Below are 18,977 nucleotides of genomic sequence, written 5' to 3'. Positions count from 1 at the left end.
GAGAATATGGAGATGGCAGAACGCGTAGAAGAATTGCGTAAAACGTTAAATCAATACGGATACGAGTATTACGTGCTCGACCGTCCGAGCGTCCCGGACTCGGAGTATGATCGTTTGATGAACGAACTGATTCAAATCGAGACAGACTACCCTGAACTACGGACACCGGATTCTCCGACACAACGCGTCGGAGGGGCGCCTCTTGATGCCTTCGTCAAAGTGACCCACGATACACCGATGCTCTCACTAGGCAATGTATTCTCGAAAGAGGAACTCGTGGAATGGGTGGAACGAATCGAGAAGGACCTCGGCTATACACCGACCTTCGTGGCGGAACTGAAGTTTGATGGACTCGCCGTCTCTTTAAAATATGAGAATGGTCGTCTCGTGCGAGGCGCGACGCGAGGGGACGGAACGACAGGTGAAGATATCACACAAAACTTGAAGACGATTCGTTCGATCCCACTTCGTTTGAAAGAGGACGCAACGTTTGAGGTCCGAGGTGAGGCGTATATGCCGAAGCGTTCGTTCGAACAGTTGAATGATGAACGAGAACGGGTCGGTGAGCCATTGTTCGCAAACCCGAGAAACGCAGCGGCCGGTTCACTCCGGCAACTCGATTCGAAAATAGCAGCATCTCGAAACTTGGCATTTTTTGCATACGGTTTGGTGTCGCAAGACGATCTCGTCGCGTCGCATGACGAGTCGCTCGATTATTTGAAACGACTCGGAGTCGCTGTGAGCGGAGACTACACGACGTGCAAAACGGCCGATGAACTATGGGATTATATTGAAACGTACGTGACGAAACGTGGCGAACTCCCTTATGAAATCGATGGGATTGTCATTAAAGTCGCAGGGTACGAAGAACAGGAACAACTCGGCTTCACAGCGAAAAGTCCACGTTGGGCCGTCGCCTATAAGTTCCCGGCAGAAGAAGTCGTGACGACAATCGAAGACGTCGATTTCAGTGTCGGTCGTACGGGGAAAGTCACACCGCGGGCACGTTTTTCTCCAGTATCTGTAGCAGGGTCGACGGTGACGTATGCGACACTTCACAATGAAGATTTTATAAAGGAAAAAGATCTTCATATCGGTGATCGGGTCGTCATTAAAAAAGCGGGAGATGTCATTCCGGCAGTTGTCTCAGCAATTGCGAGTGAACGGAGCGGAGATGAACGAGTGATTGAATTTCCGACCCATTGTCCAGCATGTGAATCCGAACTGATTCGCCTTGAAGGTGAGGCCGATCATCGCTGCGTCAACCCAGAGTGTCCGGCCCAATTGCTCGAAGGACTCATTCATTTCGTCTCACGGCAGGCGATGAATATCGACGGACTCGGTGAGAAAGTGATCACGCAACTCCATGAGGCGGACCTCGTCCATAACGTAGCGGACTTATATCGCCTCAATCGGGATGACCTGCTCAGACTCGAACGCATGGGAGAGACGTCGGTGACGAACCTACTCTCGGCGATTGACCAGTCGAAACAAAATTCGCTCGAACGGGTGCTCTTCGCCCTCGGAATTCGTCTCGTCGGTCAAAAGGCAGCCTCTTTGATTGCAGAACGATTTGAGACGATGGAGGCGATCATCAAGGCGACGGTCGAAGAACTGACGTCGATTGATGGCATCGGGACGAAGATGGCCGAGTCGATTGTCCTCTACTTTGAAAAACCAGAAGCGCGTGAACTCGTCAGTGAATTGGGTGAATCGGATGTGAACCTATCGTTCAAAGGGACGAAACGTCCGACGACCGAAGGTGCTCCTTTATCTGGTAAGACGGTCGTATTGACGGGGAAATTACATGAGATGACACGTGGCGAAGCTGGGAAGCAGCTTGAACTTTTCGGTGCGAGTGTGACAGGAAGTGTGAGCAAAAACACAGATTTACTCGTTGCCGGTGAAAAGGCAGGTTCGAAACTGGCGAAAGCCGAATCCCTCGGAATCGAAGTATGGGATGAGGCTAAGCTGCTCGACTTTATAAACGAACAGGCGTAAGACGTTCGCTTCGGCGAACGTTTTTTGTTTTTTCGGAAATAAATGGGATTGAGCAGGTTCGCACAAGCGTTCGAGGGGTATAGATTAACTAAATCAAAATGTTAATATATTTTTGCGAGAGAACCCTTAGACATCAGGACTTTCACACACATATCCCTCTCATTCCTCTACGTGATGAAAGTCTCCATTCAGGACGAAGTCGATTCGTGCGCCTGTTTTCACCTTAGAGGAGGGACTAACATCATGACACACAACATCCAGCGCTTCGTTGCCGTATTTACTATTCTCATGTTCCTTTCAACATTGATTACCGTCCATGTCGTACATGCTGATACAACAACGTTTCGTTATATTCAAGTGGATTTGACGGACGAGGAAATGGAAACATTATACGAATCAAGTTTAGTTTATGAAGGCATCACGTTTTATGGGGTACGTGAATCAGCTGACATTTGGCGATTCGTGATTGATGCGGAGTCGGTCGATGATTCGTTGATTGACGTCATCACGCTCTATGATGCGGAAGGTGTCCCTTATACGTTTTCTCCGAATATCATTTCAGACTTGTATCCTGTCGAAGTAGAAGAGCCATCTGTAGTCGAAGAACCGGAAGTGACCTCGACCATTGAACCGGAACCAGTAGCAGAAGAACCGGAGCCTGAACCGATGCTCCCGGTGCTTTCAATCGAGGCGGTGAACATTGCTGGGGTCGACCAAGCTGTTGTCGGGGGTGAACTTTCCTATACGTTTATCGTTGAAAATACAGGAGAAACACCGTTGACGGTGACAAATATGTCCCATGAGTATTTCAGTGGGAAATTATCAGTCGAATCGTTCAATCAACGTGTTTTTGACCGTTTGAATGAATTGATGGGGGATGACGGACTCCTTCCTGGTGAACAGGTGGAAGTGACAGAGCTCTTATCGATTCCCGCTGACTATTCGCTCAGTACCGGTCCTGAGATTGGTAGTCTATTTCGCGTGACAGGAGTGGATGAATTCGATCGAATCGTCACATCAGAAAGTCAGCAAATTATCCTCTTGCAACAACCTGATTTTACAGTGAATGCTACGAGTGAGAAGGCGACCGTACAACCGGGAGAACCTGTTCGATACACGTATACAATCACCAACACCTCGAAAATCACTTTGTTCTTATCTGACTCTATGCTTACATGGCCGAACGGTGCTTTGACAGAAGAAGAACGAAACATGGCAAATAGACGGTTCAGGGAGCAAGTCGAAGCGATTCCTACCTTCATAGACGGGTTCGGTCCGGAAGAAGAAGTGACGTTCTCCTTTGAACTCCCGCTCTTCCCATCCTATGATGTGAGAGCCGGGGCTGAGTTGATTCAACGTGCGACGTTCACCTTTCAAGTAAATGAAGATGTAGGAGTCACACGATCCGTCGACGTACCGGTGGGAGTGAAGCAAGCCGTCCCGTCAAAAGAAGAACCGAAACAAGAGTCTAAGAAACAGCAGCAAGAAGTGAAGACAGAGGATGTATCCGTCGTGAAAATCGTCGTTCAGGAGAACGGCGCGCCACCAGTCGAACACGTTGATGAGTCTGACACGTACGCGCAAGATTTACTACCGATGACAGGCGAAGCGGATGACGCGTGGCATGCCATGATCGGTACATTACTTTTTGCCTCCGGACTTCTCTTGTTGATTCGTCGCAAACATCCGTCAACCAAACCATAAATCGAAATCCCTTCTTGTATATGCGAGAAGGGATTTGTTCTGATTCCGCTTCGATACTTTTTTCATGGAACGATTTTGTTATAATGGACAAAGTGAAATAGGAAACGATGTTCAAAGGAGCTACACATAGATGAAATGGAAACAACTCGTCGTCCCGACAATCGCCTCTGCGCTGTTGTTAAGTGGATGTTCAATGAAAATACCGATGGGTGAGGAAGAGGCGACACCGACCGGGGAAGAAACGGCAGCTGAAGGTGTTACGCAAGCGATTGAAGCGCGTGATTCATACTATCAGATGGTGATTCCATTCAAGGCGGCAGCAGCGAGAGGACTTGCCCAGCGTCAAGTCAGTTCGTCATTAGAGCTTGAAGAAGTCGAACTTGGCCTCATGCGCCATTCGACGGATGCGTTCGCCCCAGACAAATTCGCCTATCAAGAAGGCCAACTTCTGAACGCAGAAGACGTTTCGCGTTTGCTTGGACGAAAAGGTGGTAGTAAAGACGGACTAACGCCTTTAAACCCGGCGTATGCAGATGGGAAGGCTGAAGTCGAGGATGACAAATTTGTCGAGGCAAATAAAAAATCACCACTTTATCTGGCTTCAATCGTGGAACAGAATTACATGACGAAAAAGGACAGCGGTTATCAATTAGGCGGTGTGTCGTTCGCACTCATTTTAAATCGTGAGTACGTCTTCCAGGCACCGAACTATGGACCGACATATACGGTCAAGCTCGATCAGAAGAAAGTGGTCACAGAAGGCGAACGGATGGCGAACGAACTCGTCAACCAGTTACGAAAACGGGAAGACTTTAAAGAAATAGACATCAACATTGCACTTTACATGAAGTCGACACAAGGCTCACCGACTCCGGGAAACTACATCAAATCCGCATACATCGGAACGAAAGATGAAGTCACATCAAGTGATTGGAAAGCCATCGATGAGAAATATTACTACTTCCCATCGGCTACAGCGACAAATGAGGTGCGTGAGGATGCCCAAAAGTTTACGCTCTTCAGTGACCGGATCGCCGATCTCTTCCCAGACTACAGTGGGATGATTGGGAAGGGTTTCTATCAGAATGGAGATTTATCACGACTTGAGGTCGATATCCCAATCCAGTTCTATAGCCGTGCCGAACTCGTCGGATTCACGCAACACGTTGTCGGCTTACTTGAGAATCGATGGGAATACAGCCGAAACGTACCGGTCCGAATCAACGTGACCTCACTCGGTGGAGCCCATGAAGTAACGATTGTGTTTGAGGATGGTATGGATAGTCCTAAAGTATACTTCTAAGTGAGAGAGGTTCGTTTTTTGAAACGAATCTCTCTTTTTTTTCGTATGAAAAGTGAAAGGATAACCTTTGACCTTATTTGACCAATTGAGTAGAATAGAGTTAACAGAAACGGGAAAGGGATAGGTGAGGTGAATCCATATGGCTAAAAACTATTATGATGAGCTCGGTGTCTCAAAAGGAGCGTCGGAGCAAGAGATTAAGCGTGCATATCGGAAGTTGGCAAAACAATACCATCCGGACGTCAATAAAGATTCTGGCGCACAAGATCGGTTCAAGTCGATTCAAGAAGCGTTTGACGTGTTGAGCGACCCGGAGAAAAAGGCAAATTATGATCGATATGGGAGTCCGGATGGGCCTTCGTTTGGACAAGGATTCGGCGGTGGCGGAGAAACTTACGGGGAAGGATCGGCCCAGTTCGAAGATTTATTCCGACAATTTGGCGGTGGGTCTCGAACGACTTCCCGCACATTCGGGTTTGAAGATATGTTCGGCAGTTTCTTTGACCAAGCAGTCGAGGAGGATCTAGATGAATCTGTTCGGATCAATATCCCGCTCAGCCAGCTTACAAAAGACTCGAAAATGAGTCTTCGTCTTCAGACAGGTACTGTGAACGTCAAGATTCCACAAGGTGCCTATGAAGGGCAGAAGTTACGGTTGAAAGGAAAAGGAAGTCGGGTAGGACAATCCGGTAACCGAGGAGACGTGTATGTCGAACTACATTTCACAGATGATGATACGTATCGTCGTGAAGGGGAGCATATCGTGACCGTGAAGCGGTTGCGGCCGCTCGAATTTTTAGACGGAGCGAGCGTCATTATTGCGACGCTCGACGGAGGGCGAGTGAAGCTGAAAGTGAAGCCGGGAAGTCGTCCGGGGCAACGGATGAGGATTCCGGGTCGCGGTGTTATGACCGGTTCGAAGGTACGGTCGGATTTGTACGTGCAACTCGAGGTCGATCTGCCGCTTGATGATGCTTACCGTTCTGTTTATGAACAAATTGAACGTTGATGGATAAGGAGGAGTCGTGATGGACTTTAATCGATTTACAGACAAAGCACATGAATGTATAGTCAGTTCACAAGCGTTGGCGAAACAATATCATCATAGTGAAATCAATGAATGGCACGTGTTGGCGTCCATGATTTCACAGACGGATGGGATTGCGCCATTATTGTTTCAAAAAATGGAGATCAATGTGTCTGAGATTGAAGGAGAAGTCGCGCTATCTTTGAAAAATGCGCCAAAACTTCAAAATCCAACGACACCGATGATTTCGGCTTCCTTATTAAATGTCTTGACGACGGCCGAACGGGAAGCGACCGGAATGAATGATGAGTACGTATCGGTCGAACATATTCTTCTTGGTATTTTATTGAACAACAGTCAAGCGCAGGCGATGCTCGAGCGACAAGGCATCACGGAAGAACATCTTCGTGAGGCGCTCGTCGCCGTGCGTGGGAACCGTCGTATCACATCGAAGTCGCCCGAAGCGACGTACGATGTGTTGACGAAATATGGACGCGACCTCATTCAGGAAGTGAAGACAGGAAAAATTGACCCGGTCATCGGACGTGATAGCGAGATTCGTCGTGTCATCCGGATTTTGAGTCGGAAGACGAAAAATAATCCAGTTCTCATCGGGGAACCGGGTGTCGGGAAGACGGCAATCGTCGAAGGACTCGCCCAACGAATCGTTCGAGGCGACGTACCGGAAAGTTTGAAAGATAAGACGATTTTCAGTCTCGATATGAGTTCACTTGTCGCCGGTGCGAAATACCGTGGCGAGTTTGAGGAACGTCTTCAGGCTGTCTTATCCGAAGTGAAGGAAGCAGAAGGTACGATTATTCTCTTCATTGATGAACTGCATACGATTGTCGGTGCAGGAAAGTCGGAAGGTTCGATGGATGCCGGTAACATGTTAAAACCGATGCTCGCTCGAGGTGAACTTCATTGTATCGGTGCGACGACACTAGACGAGTATCGCCAATATATCGAAAAGGACCCGGCGCTCGAGCGTCGCTTCCAACAAGTACTTGTTGCTGAACCGGACGTCGAGGATACGGTCTCCATCTTGCGTGGATTAAAAGAACGCTTTGAGATTCACCACGGTGTACGCATCCACGACAACGCGCTCGTCGCGGCAGCGGTTCTGTCAAACCGTTATATCACCGACCGCTTCATGCCGGACAAGGCCATCGATCTCGTCGACGAGTCATGTGCGATGATTCGGACAGAAATGGAATCGATGCCGGCGGAACTTGACGAGTTGGTTCGTCGTGTCATGCAACTTGAAATTGAAGAGGCTGCGCTCAAAAAAGAGAGCGACGCAGCTTCCATGAAACGACTCGAAGCACTCCAACAAGAGTTAGCTTCGCTTCGGGAACAATCAGATTCGTTACGTCTCCGTTGGGAAAATGAGAAAGAATCGACACACCGCGTGCAACAAATCCGTGGAGACCTTGAGAAGGTACGTCTCGAGTTACAGGAAGCAGAGAGTCGCTATGACTTAAACCGGGCCTCCGAGTTGAAGTATGGACGCATCCCAGAACTCGAGCGAGAACTTGAGGAAGCGGAACAGTTGGCGGGATCCGTGACGCGCGAACTCGTGCGAGAAGAAGTGACGGAAGAAGAAATCGCCGAAGTCGTCTCGAAATGGACCGGTATCCCGGTGACGAAACTAACAGAAGGAGAGCGGGATAAGCTTCTCAACTTAGAAACGGTCTTGCACAAACGTGTCTTCGGTCAAGACGATGCGATTCGACTAGTCAGTGATGCAGTCATTCGTGCCCGTGCAGGAATCAAAGATCCAAACCGTCCAATCGGTTCATTTCTCTTCCTCGGACCGACGGGCGTCGGGAAGACCGAGCTCGGGAAGGCGCTCGCGGAAGCGATGTTTGATTCAGAAGACCATATCGTTCGACTCGACATGAGTGAATATATGGAAAAACACGCCGTGTCTCGTCTTGTCGGTGCCCCTCCTGGATACGTCGGCTATGAGGAAGGCGGTCAGTTGACAGAAGCGGTTCGTCGTAACCCTTACTCGGTGCTCTTACTCGATGAGGTTGAGAAGGCACATCCAGATGTCTTTAACATCTTGCTACAACTGCTCGATGACGGGCGATTGACCGATTCGCACGGTCGAATCGTTGACTTCAAAAACACGATTGTCATCATGACGTCAAATATCGGGGCAGATATTTTGCTCGAGGCAGCGAAAGATGGGGTCATTGACGAGGACGAGGAGCGTCAAGTGATCGAGAAGCTCCGCCGTCACTTCCGTCCAGAGTTCTTGAATCGGGTGGATGAAACGATTCTGTTCCATCCACTAACGAAAGATCAAATCGGTCAAATTGTCGAGAAGGCGGTCGGGCGGATGAGTGAACGGCTTACAACACGCTCGATTCATATCGAGATCACAGATGCGGCGAAAACGTTTGTCGCTGACGAGGCGTATGAGCCTCAATTCGGTGCCCGTCCAATCAACCGTTATGTACAACGGACCATTGAAACGAAACTTGCCCGCAGCATCCTAGCAGGAGATGTCGAAGACGGTCAGACGGTCGTCATCGATGTCGAAAACGGAATGTTGACGTTACGTCCCTCGACGGTGAAGGCATAAGGAAAAGAGGAGTCCAATTTGGATTCCTCTTTTTATGTGTGTCGGCGTTGTCGTTTCAAAATGAGATAGCTGGTGCCTAAAAAGATAAGATAGAGCACAGTCCCGAAGAATAAGTTGAAGACCCACGGCATCGTTCCCATAAAGATGGAGCGTGTCGCTTCCTGGAACCAGAGCAATAACCAAAAAAATAGTCCGAGACTTGAAACGAGTAGAACCATAAACCGTATGAATCCATCTTTCGTCCACTGTTTCACCAAAAATCCAAGAAGAAACGTCGTACCAAAAATCGCTACTAACCCGATATAGAACAATCCGTCAATCGGTAAAGACTGCACGTACACATTCCCCTTCTCGTCGTCAGATTTGTATAATCCAATCTTACACAAAGAGGGGATAAATGGAAATCATTATTGTGACACGAGCGGGCGCTCTGGTTGATAGACGCAATATGGTTCTGCTTCTTTATAGTCGCCTGTGACCGCGTATGCTCGGGCCCGTGATCCCCCGCAAAGATAGCGATATTCACAATACCCGCATTTCCCATGATGGGTATCCGGGTCGCGTAACGCCTTGAACGTCGGATGGTGACGATAAATGTCCGCAAGAGGTGTCGTTCGGACGTTCCCGCAGGGGATTGGTAAAAATCCAGACGGCTGAACGTCTCCTGTGTGCGAGATGAAGACAAAACCGTTCCCGTCATTCGTTCCTTTAGGTGCTTTCGCTAAATCATCATGAGGGTGTCCGATTGGAGGAAGTCCTTTTCTTTTTCGCCGCTGATTTTCTTGACGCGCCACCCGGCGATAGAACTGGGCTTCCGTCGTTGAGATGATAAACGGTGCCGTTTCTTGAAGTGAGAACGCCCACTTCAATACTTCCTCATGCCGCTCGGGTGAAATGGGTTGTAGCAACGAACCTCGTCCTGTCGGTACGAGGAAGAAAAGTGTCCAAACCGACACACCGAGTGACTCTACGAGTTTCGCCATTTCCGGTAATCGATCGACGTTGTATTCGGTCACCGTTGTATTGATTTGAAAGGACATCCCTTCTTCCCGAAAATAGGAAATCCCACGAATGGTACGGTCAAAACTGCCTCTCGTTCCTCTAAAATAGTCGTGAGTCTCTGCATCCGGTCCGTCGAGGGAGAACGCCCAACGAGACAGACCGGCCGCTTTTGCCCGTTTCACGGCATCATGAGTGACGCGAGGTGTGGCAGAAGGCGTCATCGAGACACGCATTCCGAGAGAAGAGGCATACTCGGTCAACTCGAACAAGTCTTCACGCATGAGCGGATCCCCTCCTGTGAAGACGAGAATCGGGTTGTTCATCGCCTGAATCTCTCGAATGAGCGCTTTGCCTTCTTCTGTGTCGAGCTCATTTTCATATCGGTGAAACTGTGCCTCGGCTCGGCAATGAACACAGGAGAGCGCACAGGCACGTGTCACTTCCCAAATCACGATGAATGGGTTTTCGTCATAGTCGGTGTGCTTCATACCATCACCGCCTGCTTGAGATGTAGTTTTTCGACCGCCCGTTTGGCGGAATCAACGCAGTCCGGTAATCCGACGCCGTGGAGGATGGCGCCGCAAGCTTCGACACCGTCCCACTTCGTTAGCGCTTCTTCGAACGCACGGACGTCCTGTTTATGTCCGACCTCATATTGCGGCATCGTTTGAATATGCCGTTCAACTTTCGTAAAGAGAGGTGTCCCGACTTTTTGAATACGGCGAAGTTCGTTCAAAGCAAATGATGCAATGGTGTCATCGTCTTCATGTAATAAAGAAGGTACATGTTCAGAACCGATATACATGCGGAGCAACGCTTTATTCTTAGGTGCCAAGTGCGGCCACTTCTTATGCATCCAGCTGCATGCGGTCAAAGCGCTCCCTTCTGACTTAGCGATGACATAGCCAGTTCCGTCTAAAGCATCAACCTCTGACTCGTCGAAGGCGGCGAGTACGGTCATCGAGGATGTCCGTTTTAATTCAGATAACCGTTCGGCTTCAGGAAAACCGAGCAGCGGACCGAGTGCATGAGGAGATGTAGCGATGATGATGCCGTCAAATTGTTCGACCGTACCGTTAGACAATGTGACTTCATGGGGGCGGACGGACTGAACGACGGTATTTAATATGAGACGGTCAATCGAAGGGCGTAGTGCTTCGACGAGCGCACCAAGTCCTTGATCAATCGACAAAAATTTTCCGGTCTCGGCCGGTTTCACACCAGCCTGGACAGGAGGTGTGAGAGCTTTCATCCCGAGAATCAGACTGCGAGTTTTTTGTTCAATCGTGATAAACTGAGGGAAAGTAGACTCGATGCTCATATCTTCGAGTGTCCCGTTATAAATCCCGGACAGAAGCGGCTCAATCATCGTATCAACGACTTCTGAACCGAGTCTTGTTCGAAAGAAACGGTCGAGCGAGATATCCTCTTCTTTATATACACGTGGAATCACGAGATCGAATCCTGCGCGAAGCTTTCCTCTCCATGTAAAGAGATCTGTTTTGACCATTGGCCAAAATTTAGTTGGGATACCCATGACCGATCCGGCTGGCATCTGTCTCAGCTTTCCGCGCACATAAATATAGGAAGTACCGGTTTTGGAACGGACGAGCTGGTCCTCGAGACCAAGATCGGTGATGAGCGAAGTCAAGGTCGGTTTTCGTGCCATATAGCCATCCGGTCCGGTCTCTAATGTGAAGCCATCTTGATAAATGGTTTTAATTTTTCCACCGAGACGATCTTGCGCCTCGAACATTGTGACGTGGGCACCAGTTTCTTTGGCGTAATATGCCGCGGCGAGTCCGGTGATGCCGCCTCCGATAATTGCGATGTGATTCAATCGATTCACCCATTTCTGTAAAGTTGTTGTCGTATTAACGGTACCGAGAATGTTGACGGAGACATAGGATAAGTGTCACGGAGTTCTAGACAAATTTGTCACGAATTCGAAAGGGGACGATGAAATGGTTTCCTTTATAGTCATTTCGGCTTTTGTGGTGATAAGTGTGGCTGGCTTTATTGTGATGATGAATCGACATGGTGAAAAGCTGACGGGCGACGAGGAAGACCAACCGATGATTTGGGCGGACGAAGACTGGTATAAAGAAGATGGACCGCCTGATGGGTAATGTGATAAGATGACCCGGTTGAAATTTGATGGAACATGAGGTGATTGAATGAATGTACTCGAACAACAGTTGAACCACTTGATCGATGAATGTCGTCCGTACACGGCTCAAGGGAAAGTAGCTGACTACATCCCTGAACTGGCGCATGTGAAAAACGATTTACTAGGGGTGGCGATTTGTTTGCCGGACGGGACGTATATTCATGCGGGGGACGTTCATCACAAGTTTACGATTCAAAGTGTCTCGAAAGCATTGACACTCTGTTATGTTTTAATGGAATTTGGAGAAGACTATGTGTTTTCGAAAGTCGGGATGGAGCCGACGGGAGATGCATTTAATTCGATTGCCAAGCTCGAGGAGACAGTTCCGTCTAAACCGTTGAACCCAATGATTAATGCAGGGGCGCTAGCGGTGACGAGTATGATTTTAGGGGAAACGGCTGACCTGAAAATTTATCAGTTCCGTCAATTTTTAGGGAGGCTGTTAAATCGACCGGTAGAGGATATTACGTACGATGAAAAAGTCGCCCGCTCTGAATACGAGACGACCGATTTGAATCGTGCACTCCTTTATTTCATGCGCCACCATGGAATTGTAGATGGTGAGGTAGATGAGATTATTGATGTCTATACGAAACAATGTGCCATCGAGATTGACTGCTTTGACTTGGCACGAATCGGACGTATCTTTGCGGGGAACGGAGAAGACCCGAATACGGGCGAAGAATTAATTCCACGTCGGGTTGTTCGAATTGTCAAAGCGATTATGACAACATGTGGCATGTATGATGCATCGGGCGAGTTCGCTGTTCGAGTCGGTCTTCCCGGTAAGAGCGGAGTCTCGGGTGCGATTTTAGCAGTCGGTAACCATGAACTGGATTTGAGTAATGTCGGGTTTGGAATCTTTGGTCCGGCGCTTGATTCGAAAGGGAATTCAATCGCAGGTATGAAACTGTTAGAACTATTGATTGAACGGTATACCTCGCGCTAAATCGATAAATGTTCCACTGACGTGTCTAACTCTTCTTGTAACGTTTCGATTTTTGCATCATACACAGACTGCAAATCTTCAGGTGGCTTGAAAGTCCGCCAACGCTTTAACAGTTGGTCATGGTCGTTCATCTCACCGAGCTCAGTTTGCATCCTCTTTAACGTGCGGACGGTATCCATGGAGGCATCTGTTTCATAGTTCAACAAATACTCATGTAAATAACGTTCACGCTTGACGGCTAAACGAACTTTATGGAGTGCTTCAACTTGTTCATTTCTGTCCGGTTGCTCATGATAAATACGGATTCGTTGGTTACGTTCTTCTTTCGCCTTTTCTAACATTGGAGAGGCGTTCATTTTTTTAAACGCACGAAATAACGGCCCACCGATGAAACGGCGAATTTGTTGATCGAGTGAAGGCGTCATTTTTTCACTGACGCGTGTCGAGAGAATGGTTCGTTCGATGGCGCGTTGCTTCTCGACCACTTGAAGAAACAATGCATCGAGTTCATTCTGTGACTCAAAGTTTTCAATCAGTACATCGAGGTCTCGTACATGTCCGAGTACTTCCATCAACTGTTTGAGTTGCCGGAACGTCGCAGGTTTTGTCTCATAGATTTGCATGAACGTGATCAGCTTTCGTAAATGAACGCGGGCGCGATGAATGTCCTCCGAATTGGTGAAAGTGAGGGCCTCGGTCACGTAATGATTAAACGTATTCCACGTTTCTAACAGCTCAAATTTTAATTTTTCTGCATGCCGTTGATTCATGATATTATTTCCTTTCTGAAAAGAGATGAGGGTTGTCCATGTACCAAACACATTCATTAAACGAAAAAACAAAACTGTTCTTTACGATTTTCTTTCCAATCTTAGTCACGCAAGTGTCTTTTTATTTGATTAGCTTTTTTGATACCGTCATGTCTGGACGTGCCGGAGCGGTCGACTTGGCAGGTGTCGGTGTTGGTTCAAGTCTTTGGATGCCGGTCTACACCGGACTCAGTGGCATCCTATTGGCCGTGGCGCCAATCGTATCGCAAGCACTTGGTGCACGGGACCGACAACAGATTCAACGGACGCTGTTCCAAGGCATCTATCTAGCCGTCATACTAAGTGTCATCACGTTGACATTAGGCTCGTTCCTCGTGCCAATTGCAATCGAGGGAATGGGGCTCAGTACGGAAGGGAAGCGGATTGCAACTCAATACTTACTTGCTCTTGGTTTCGGTGTCTTGCCGATGTTTCTGTTCAACGTGCTTCGCACGCTCATGGATGCGCTCGGCAAGACGAGAGTTTCAATGATCCTCATACTATTAGGGTTACCCATTAATGTCGGATTAAATTACATCTTCATTTTCGGGAAACTTGGTGTTCCGGCATATGGCGGCGTCGGAGCGGGAATTGCCTCGAGCATCACCTACTGGTTGCTCTTTTTCATGGCCTTGTTCTTCGTGAGGAATGGAAAACCGTTCCGAGAATACAAATTTTTACGGACGACTGAGCGTATCGTCTGGCTCAGACAAAAAGAGTTATTGCAACTCGGGACACCAATCGGGCTAGCAATCTTCGCCGAGGTCAGCATCTTTGCAGCAGTCACGCTATTGCTCAGCTCATACGGTGACCAAATCGTCGCGGCACACCAAGCCGCCATTAACTTCGCTTCGTTCGTGTACATGCTCCCGTTGTCGGCATCGAGCGCGTTGACGATTGTCGTCGGATACGAACTCGGTGCGAAACGATTAAAGGACGCTGTTCGATATGCGAAAATCGGAATTTCGCTTTGTCTAGGTGTCTCCATCTTCTCTGGTGCCTTGTTGTTTTGGCAAAACGAGCGGGTCGCAGCCATTTATACGAATGATCCGATGGTCGTGGAACTCGCTGCCCACTTCATGATTTTCGCCGTGTTCTTCCAGTTATCAGATGCAGTCGCGGCACCGATTCAAGGGATTTTACGAGGATTCAAGGACGTCAATATCACGCTGCTTCTCTCGCTCGTTGCCTATTGGGTCATCGGCTTACCTCTTGGTTATGTCTTGACGGAACATGCTGGGTTTGGTCCGGATGGGTATTGGATTGGCTTGATTGCCGGGCTCGCAGCCGGAGCGGTCTTATTATTTCTCCGACTCGTATGGATTGTTCGACGCTACGGGACGCTCGAATCGACGTAATGATGCAAAGGTTGTTCGCAATTGTGAACAATCTTTTATTTATTATAAATTGGTCTATACAACTATACTTTTATTAGTTATGATAACATGGAGGAAAACAAAAAGGAGTGGTGAACCGATGGCGACATTGATCAATGCTCGTATCGTGTCAGCGGAGCAAACATGGGAACGTGGATATATCAGATGGAATGGTCAAACGATTGATGAGGTTGGATCGATGGAACAGTTTGAACAACAGGATGAGCACGTGATTGATGTCGCGGGGGCGCTCGTGACACCAGGTTTGATCGATGTTCATATCCACGGGGGGTATGAAGTCGATACGATGGACGCGGATGAATCACGACTTCGTCGATTGAGTGAACACATGCTACAAGAAGGTGTCACTTCTTTTTTCGCGACGACAATCACACAATCAAAAGAGGCGATTGAGCATGCATTGACGGCAGTCCGAAACGTAATTGAAGCGCAGGATACGACACTCATCGGGATTCACTTGGAAGGTCCTTTCGTCAATGTGGAGATGGCTGGGGCACAACCGGCGGAATATATTATCGATCCGGATGCCGAGCAGTTTCGGAAGTGGCAAGAGCTTGCGGGTGGGCATATTCGCCTTGTCACGTATGCACCGGAACGGCCGGGTGCCCGTGCATTTGAAGCGGCACTTCGCGAATCAAGTACAATCGGTTCAGCCGGTCATACGAGCGCGACATTTGAAGAGAACAAACAGGCGGGCATCAAACACGGGACACACCTGTATAACCAAATGCGTGGATTGCATCACCGTGAACCAGGTACGGTCGGATATTGTCTATTAGAGAAAGGTGTCATCGCGGAAATTATTCCGGACGGCATTCACAGCCGTCCAGAGATGGTTGACTTTGCGTTCCGTTTAAAAGGACCAGATGAACTCGTCGTCATCACGGATGCGATGCGAGCGAAGGGACTTCCGGACGGACAGTATGAACTCGGCGGTCAACCGGTCAAAGTCGAGGATGGGGCTGCGCGACTTCAAGCCGGGAATCTTGCGGGCAGTGTGTTGACGATGGATGCTGCATTCCGAAACATTCAGGCATATACGGGATGTACAGTGGAAGAGGCGGTCAAAATGACCGCGACGAATGCAGCTAAGGAATTTGGATTGACGACAAAAGGGGACATCAAATCGGGGTTTGATGCAGACCTAGTCGTATGGAATCGCGCGACACATGTTCAGATGACTTTTGTCAAAGGTAAGATCGTATATGAACGGGAGGAACAAGGATGAACGTACTAGTCGCAAAGACGGCGAACGATGCGGAACGAATCGCCTACACGCTAATTAAAGAACGGATTTCAGGGAAACATGACTTCGTACTCGGTCTCGCAACCGGTAGCACACCAGTCGGGATGTATCAGATGTTTAAGCAGGACGCGCTCGATTGTAGCCACGTGACGAGCGTCAATTTGGATGAATATATCGGACTATCACCCGAACATCCTCAAAGCTACAATCGCTTTATGAAAGATCGCCTCTTTGATGAAGTGCCATTCAAACAAAGTCATCTTCCAAAAGGTGATGCGTCGGACCCAGAAGCGGAGGCGGCGCGCTATGAAGGGCTCGTCCGAACGCTCGGTGTCGACTTACAACTTCTCGGGATTGGCGAGAATGGACACATCGCATTCAATGAACCGGGGACGGCACTCGATGCCAAAACACACGTGACCGAGCTCACGGAATCGACCCGTGAAGCCAATCGTCGCTTTTTTGACCGCCTTGAAGACGTACCGACTCATGCGATCACGATGGGACTCGACACGATTATGAATGCCCGTGAAATCGTCCTTGTGGCTATAGGTGAGCGGAAGGCGGAAGCGGTACAGCACATGATTGAAAGTGTTCCGACAGTCGACTGGCCGGCCACAATCCTTCAAGCGCATCCAGGTGTGACAGTCGTACTCGACGAAGCGGCGGCATCGCGCTGCGCAGATGCTCTTCAAGCCCGTGGACGAGAAGCAGCAACACGATTTTTCACCATTCGGGATTAACGAACCTGCGGAATCATCTCCGCGGGTTTTTCTGTGTTCAACTGTGGGAAAGTGTAAAGAAATGAATTTGTCATCAAAACGTTTTCGACAAATTTGACACTTTCCTCTATAATGAGTGAAGCTCATTATTTTGACTCGAAGGAGACCGCGATGAATTCTAGAACACATACTCGTAGACAGCGAAAAGGTCCGTCTGCGTTTTATAAGATATTTAGTGCCCTTGTGCTGATTGCGATTATTGCTGGATCTAGCATTTACGGTACAGCGTTTTATAAAGCTCACAATATGTTGTCCGGCACCCAAGTCACGCTAGAGGACGACCCGACAGTCGAACCGACTCGTTTTGACAAAGAAGATACGGAGTCGTTCTTGATTTTAGGGACAGACCTTTCGCCACAAAAGAAAGCACGTGGAGAATTCGGACGCTCGGACGTTATGATCGTTGTTATCTTGAACAAGAAAGAAAAACAGACGACGATGCTCAGCGTTCCGCGCGATTCGTATGTCAATATCGACTACACGGGCTACAACATCCCTTATGGAAAGACGGGACTTGACCAAGATAAGATTACACACGCTTATTACTTTGGTTCGATGGATGAAACGAATCCAAATAATGGGATGCGGATGGCGACGAATACGATTGAAGATTTGGTCGGCGTAGAAATCGATCATGTCGTTTCGTTAAACTTCCAAGGGTTTGTCGATTTCATTGATGCCGTAGGTGGCGTTGAAATTGATGTCCCGTTCTCTTCACAACAAAACAGCTATGATGCATCACGTGAAACGGTCCAAATCGAACAGGGACTTCAACAGCTTTCTGGCGAAGAGGCACTTGCCTATGTCCGAAACCGATATGACGATCCCCGTGGAGACATTGGACGTGGACAACGTCAAATGGAAGTAATCAATGCCGTGCTCGAACAATCACTCGGCACTTCACTCCTTAACAACTATGATAAGGTCCTGAAAGCCGTTGGGGACAATATGCAGACAACGCTTGGACCAAATGACTATATGCGTTTGATTGAAGATGTCGGGGCATTGCACGATACGGTACAATATCAACTGACAGGTGAAGGTGCCCGAGCAGATGACGGTCACTTCTACTATTTCTTGAATGAGCCGCTTCTTGAAGAAGTGCGTTATCGCGTGCAACAAGCGGATGCGGGTAACCGTGTCGAGCCGATGTCAGATACAGAACTGGAGTCTTACACGTTAGACCCGAACGGGGTAACGTACGAAGCTCAATAAAAAAAGTTTGCCTTCGGGCAAACTTTTTTTATATGCGATCCATGGCGACGGTCAAAGAGTACGAGTCTCCACGGAAAAGGGAACGACTATATTCAAACATGCCGCCATCATCGAGATACGTTCGCTGGTCAATCAACAGTACCGGAGCGTTCGGAGAGATAGTGAGGAGCTTGGCTTCTTCAGGACCGGCGCTTCGAGCTTCGAGTGTCTGTGTTGCATTTTTCAGGCGTAAGCCATGCTTTTCGGCATACGCATAGATCGATCCCGTCGCGTCATCTTGCGTCAGGTCCGGCAATAAATGGACTGGGATATAGGCTGTCTCGAGCGCAAGCGGATTGTCATCTGCGAGTCGTAGCCGCTTCATTTCATAAACAGGTGTCTGATTCGGGATGCTCAGTTGCTGGGCGATGAGATCCGTTGCCGGAATGACCTCGTACGATAAGAGACGACTGAGCGGTCGCATGCCTCGATGTTTGATTTCTTCAGAAAAACTCGTCAGTCCGGATAATGTCATCGCAATCTTTTGACTCGCGACAAAGGTGCCCCGTCCTTTTTGACGGCTCAAATAACCGGCGTTGACGAGATTCATAATCGCTTGACGAATTGTCATTCGACTGACATGAAATTGCTCGGAAAATTCACGCTCTGAAGGCAGGGTGTCTCCTGGTTTTAACAATCCGTCATCAATTTGTTGCTTTAAGTACGCTTCAATTTGATAATAAATAGGTAACGGAGATTGTTTATCAATTTCTAACATATCATTTCGCTCCTGACTGAGA

The 18,977-nt window shown here is 48.5% G+C and carries 16 protein-coding genes; 11 read left to right on the top strand and 5 right to left on the bottom strand.

Features of this window, described 5'->3' with window-relative positions; genetic code table 11:
* The first annotated feature begins 6 nt into the window (after positions 1–6).
* The 5 genes from ligA (at position 7) to clpB (ending at position 8,628) form a co-directional block, all read left to right on the top strand.
* Complete coding sequence (gene ligA, locus KNO96_RS13385; RefSeq protein ID WP_214704300.1) at positions 7–2,001, top strand: NAD-dependent DNA ligase LigA; 1,995 nt, start codon at positions 7–9, stop codon at positions 1,999–2,001.
* Positions 2,002–2,244: 243 nt separating this feature from the next.
* Positions 2,245–3,705, top strand: coding sequence for an LPXTG cell wall anchor domain-containing protein (locus KNO96_RS13380; protein WP_214704302.1), 1,461 nt, complete (start codon positions 2,245–2,247; stop codon positions 3,703–3,705).
* Between the two features lie 130 nt (positions 3,706–3,835).
* Positions 3,836–5,008 carry a CamS family sex pheromone protein gene (locus KNO96_RS13375; RefSeq protein ID WP_214704309.1) on the top strand — a complete coding sequence of 391 codons (1,173 nt, stop codon included), beginning with the start codon at positions 3,836–3,838 and terminating at the stop codon, positions 5,006–5,008.
* 139 nt (positions 5,009–5,147) lie between these two features.
* Positions 5,148–6,017 (top strand): DnaJ C-terminal domain-containing protein, encoded by an 870-nt coding sequence (locus tag KNO96_RS13370; RefSeq protein WP_026826871.1) that lies wholly within the window; start codon positions 5,148–5,150, stop codon positions 6,015–6,017.
* A gap of 19 nt (positions 6,018–6,036) precedes the next feature.
* Positions 6,037–8,628 (top strand): ATP-dependent chaperone ClpB, encoded by a 2,592-nt coding sequence (clpB, locus tag KNO96_RS13365; protein WP_214701023.1) that lies wholly within the window; start codon positions 6,037–6,039, stop codon positions 8,626–8,628.
* A gap of 32 nt (positions 8,629–8,660) precedes the next feature.
* Here the strand turns inward: clpB and KNO96_RS13360 are convergent, their stop codons facing one another.
* The 3 genes from KNO96_RS13360 to hemG form a co-directional block, all read right to left on the bottom strand.
* Positions 8,661–8,963 carry a hypothetical protein gene (locus KNO96_RS13360; RefSeq protein ID WP_214704311.1) on the bottom strand — a complete coding sequence of 101 codons (303 nt, stop codon included), beginning with the start codon at positions 8,961–8,963 and terminating at the stop codon, positions 8,661–8,663.
* 72 nt (positions 8,964–9,035) lie between these two features.
* Positions 9,036–10,118 (bottom strand): TIGR04053 family radical SAM/SPASM domain-containing protein, encoded by a 1,083-nt coding sequence (locus tag KNO96_RS13355; protein ID WP_214704314.1) that lies wholly within the window; start codon positions 10,116–10,118, stop codon positions 9,036–9,038.
* The gene (hemG, locus tag KNO96_RS13350; protein WP_214704316.1) at positions 10,115–11,479 is read right to left on the bottom strand and encodes a protoporphyrinogen oxidase; all 1,365 of its coding nucleotides are present in this window, start codon (positions 11,477–11,479) and stop codon (positions 10,115–10,117) included. Before hemG ends, KNO96_RS13355 begins: the two co-directional genes overlap by 4 nt.
* A gap of 157 nt (positions 11,480–11,636) precedes the next feature.
* On the opposite strand from hemG, the gene KNO96_RS14455 reads away from it, so the two are divergent.
* Together KNO96_RS14455 and glsA are read left to right on the top strand one after the other, a co-directional pair.
* A complete protein-coding gene (locus KNO96_RS14455; RefSeq protein ID WP_268745955.1) occupies positions 11,637–11,759 on the top strand; it encodes a hypothetical protein in 123 nt (40 codons plus the stop codon).
* Positions 11,760–11,807: 48 nt separating this feature from the next.
* Positions 11,808–12,749: a glutaminase A gene (gene glsA / locus KNO96_RS13345; RefSeq protein WP_214704318.1), complete on the top strand. Its 942-nt coding sequence runs from the start codon at positions 11,808–11,810 to the stop codon at positions 12,747–12,749.
* Here glsA and KNO96_RS13340 read toward each other — a convergent pair.
* Positions 12,746–13,519, bottom strand: coding sequence for a CHAD domain-containing protein (locus tag KNO96_RS13340; RefSeq protein WP_214704320.1), 774 nt, complete (start codon positions 13,517–13,519; stop codon positions 12,746–12,748). The genes glsA and KNO96_RS13340 overlap by 4 nt on opposite strands.
* Before the next feature lie 38 nt (positions 13,520–13,557).
* Between KNO96_RS13340 and KNO96_RS13335 the strand changes: the two genes are divergently transcribed.
* The 4 genes from KNO96_RS13335 to KNO96_RS13320 all read left to right on the top strand — a co-directional run bounded on the left by KNO96_RS13335 (position 13,558) and on the right by KNO96_RS13320 (position 18,198).
* Positions 13,558–14,916: an MATE family efflux transporter gene (locus tag KNO96_RS13335; protein WP_214704322.1), complete on the top strand. Its 1,359-nt coding sequence runs from the start codon at positions 13,558–13,560 to the stop codon at positions 14,914–14,916.
* A 118-nt stretch (positions 14,917–15,034) separates the two neighbouring features.
* Positions 15,035–16,183: an N-acetylglucosamine-6-phosphate deacetylase gene (nagA, locus tag KNO96_RS13330; protein WP_026826863.1), complete on the top strand. Its 1,149-nt coding sequence runs from the start codon at positions 15,035–15,037 to the stop codon at positions 16,181–16,183.
* On the top strand, positions 16,180–16,944 hold the full coding sequence (nagB, locus tag KNO96_RS13325) for a glucosamine-6-phosphate deaminase (protein WP_026826862.1): 765 nt from the start codon (positions 16,180–16,182) through the stop codon (positions 16,942–16,944). Before nagA ends, nagB begins: the two co-directional genes overlap by 4 nt.
* Positions 16,945–17,094: 150 nt before the next feature.
* Positions 17,095–18,198, top strand: a complete 1,104-nt coding sequence (locus tag KNO96_RS13320) for an LCP family protein (RefSeq protein ID WP_026826861.1) — start codon at positions 17,095–17,097, stop codon at positions 18,196–18,198.
* A 28-nt stretch (positions 18,199–18,226) separates the two neighbouring features.
* Here the strand turns inward: KNO96_RS13320 and KNO96_RS13315 are convergent, their stop codons facing one another.
* Complete coding sequence (locus tag KNO96_RS13315; protein ID WP_214704324.1) at positions 18,227–18,955, bottom strand: GntR family transcriptional regulator; 729 nt, start codon at positions 18,953–18,955, stop codon at positions 18,227–18,229.
* Positions 18,956–18,977 lie beyond the last annotated feature (22 nt).

Source organism: Exiguobacterium sp. s89, from assembly GCF_018617735.1.
Lineage (GTDB): Bacteria > Bacillota > Bacilli > Exiguobacteriales > Exiguobacteriaceae > Exiguobacterium > Exiguobacterium marinum.
Note: the sequence above shows the minus strand (reverse complement) of the source record. Positions and strands in the feature narration are given on the sequence as shown.

Coding starts and splice junctions, on each gene's coding strand:
- ligA (WP_214704300.1), top strand. CDS start 7: ATGGAGATGGCAGAACGCGTAGAAGAATTGCGTAAAACGTTAAATCAA.
- KNO96_RS13380 (WP_214704302.1), top strand. CDS start 2,245: ATGACACACAACATCCAGCGCTTCGTTGCCGTATTTACTATTCTCATG.
- KNO96_RS13375 (WP_214704309.1), top strand. CDS start 3,836: ATGAAATGGAAACAACTCGTCGTCCCGACAATCGCCTCTGCGCTGTTG.
- KNO96_RS13370 (WP_026826871.1), top strand. CDS start 5,148: ATGGCTAAAAACTATTATGATGAGCTCGGTGTCTCAAAAGGAGCGTCG.
- clpB (WP_214701023.1), top strand. CDS start 6,037: ATGGACTTTAATCGATTTACAGACAAAGCACATGAATGTATAGTCAGT.
- KNO96_RS13355 (WP_214704314.1), bottom strand. CDS start 10,118: ATGAAGCACACCGACTATGACGAAAACCCATTCATCGTGATTTGGGAA.
- glsA (WP_214704318.1), top strand. CDS start 11,808: ATGAATGTACTCGAACAACAGTTGAACCACTTGATCGATGAATGTCGT.
- KNO96_RS13340 (WP_214704320.1), bottom strand. CDS start 13,519: ATGAATCAACGGCATGCAGAAAAATTAAAATTTGAGCTGTTAGAAACG.
- KNO96_RS13335 (WP_214704322.1), top strand. CDS start 13,558: ATGTACCAAACACATTCATTAAACGAAAAAACAAAACTGTTCTTTACG.
- nagA (WP_026826863.1), top strand. CDS start 15,035: ATGGCGACATTGATCAATGCTCGTATCGTGTCAGCGGAGCAAACATGG.
- nagB (WP_026826862.1), top strand. CDS start 16,180: ATGAACGTACTAGTCGCAAAGACGGCGAACGATGCGGAACGAATCGCC.
- KNO96_RS13320 (WP_026826861.1), top strand. CDS start 17,095: ATGAATTCTAGAACACATACTCGTAGACAGCGAAAAGGTCCGTCTGCG.
- KNO96_RS13315 (WP_214704324.1), bottom strand. CDS start 18,955: ATGTTAGAAATTGATAAACAATCTCCGTTACCTATTTATTATCAAATT.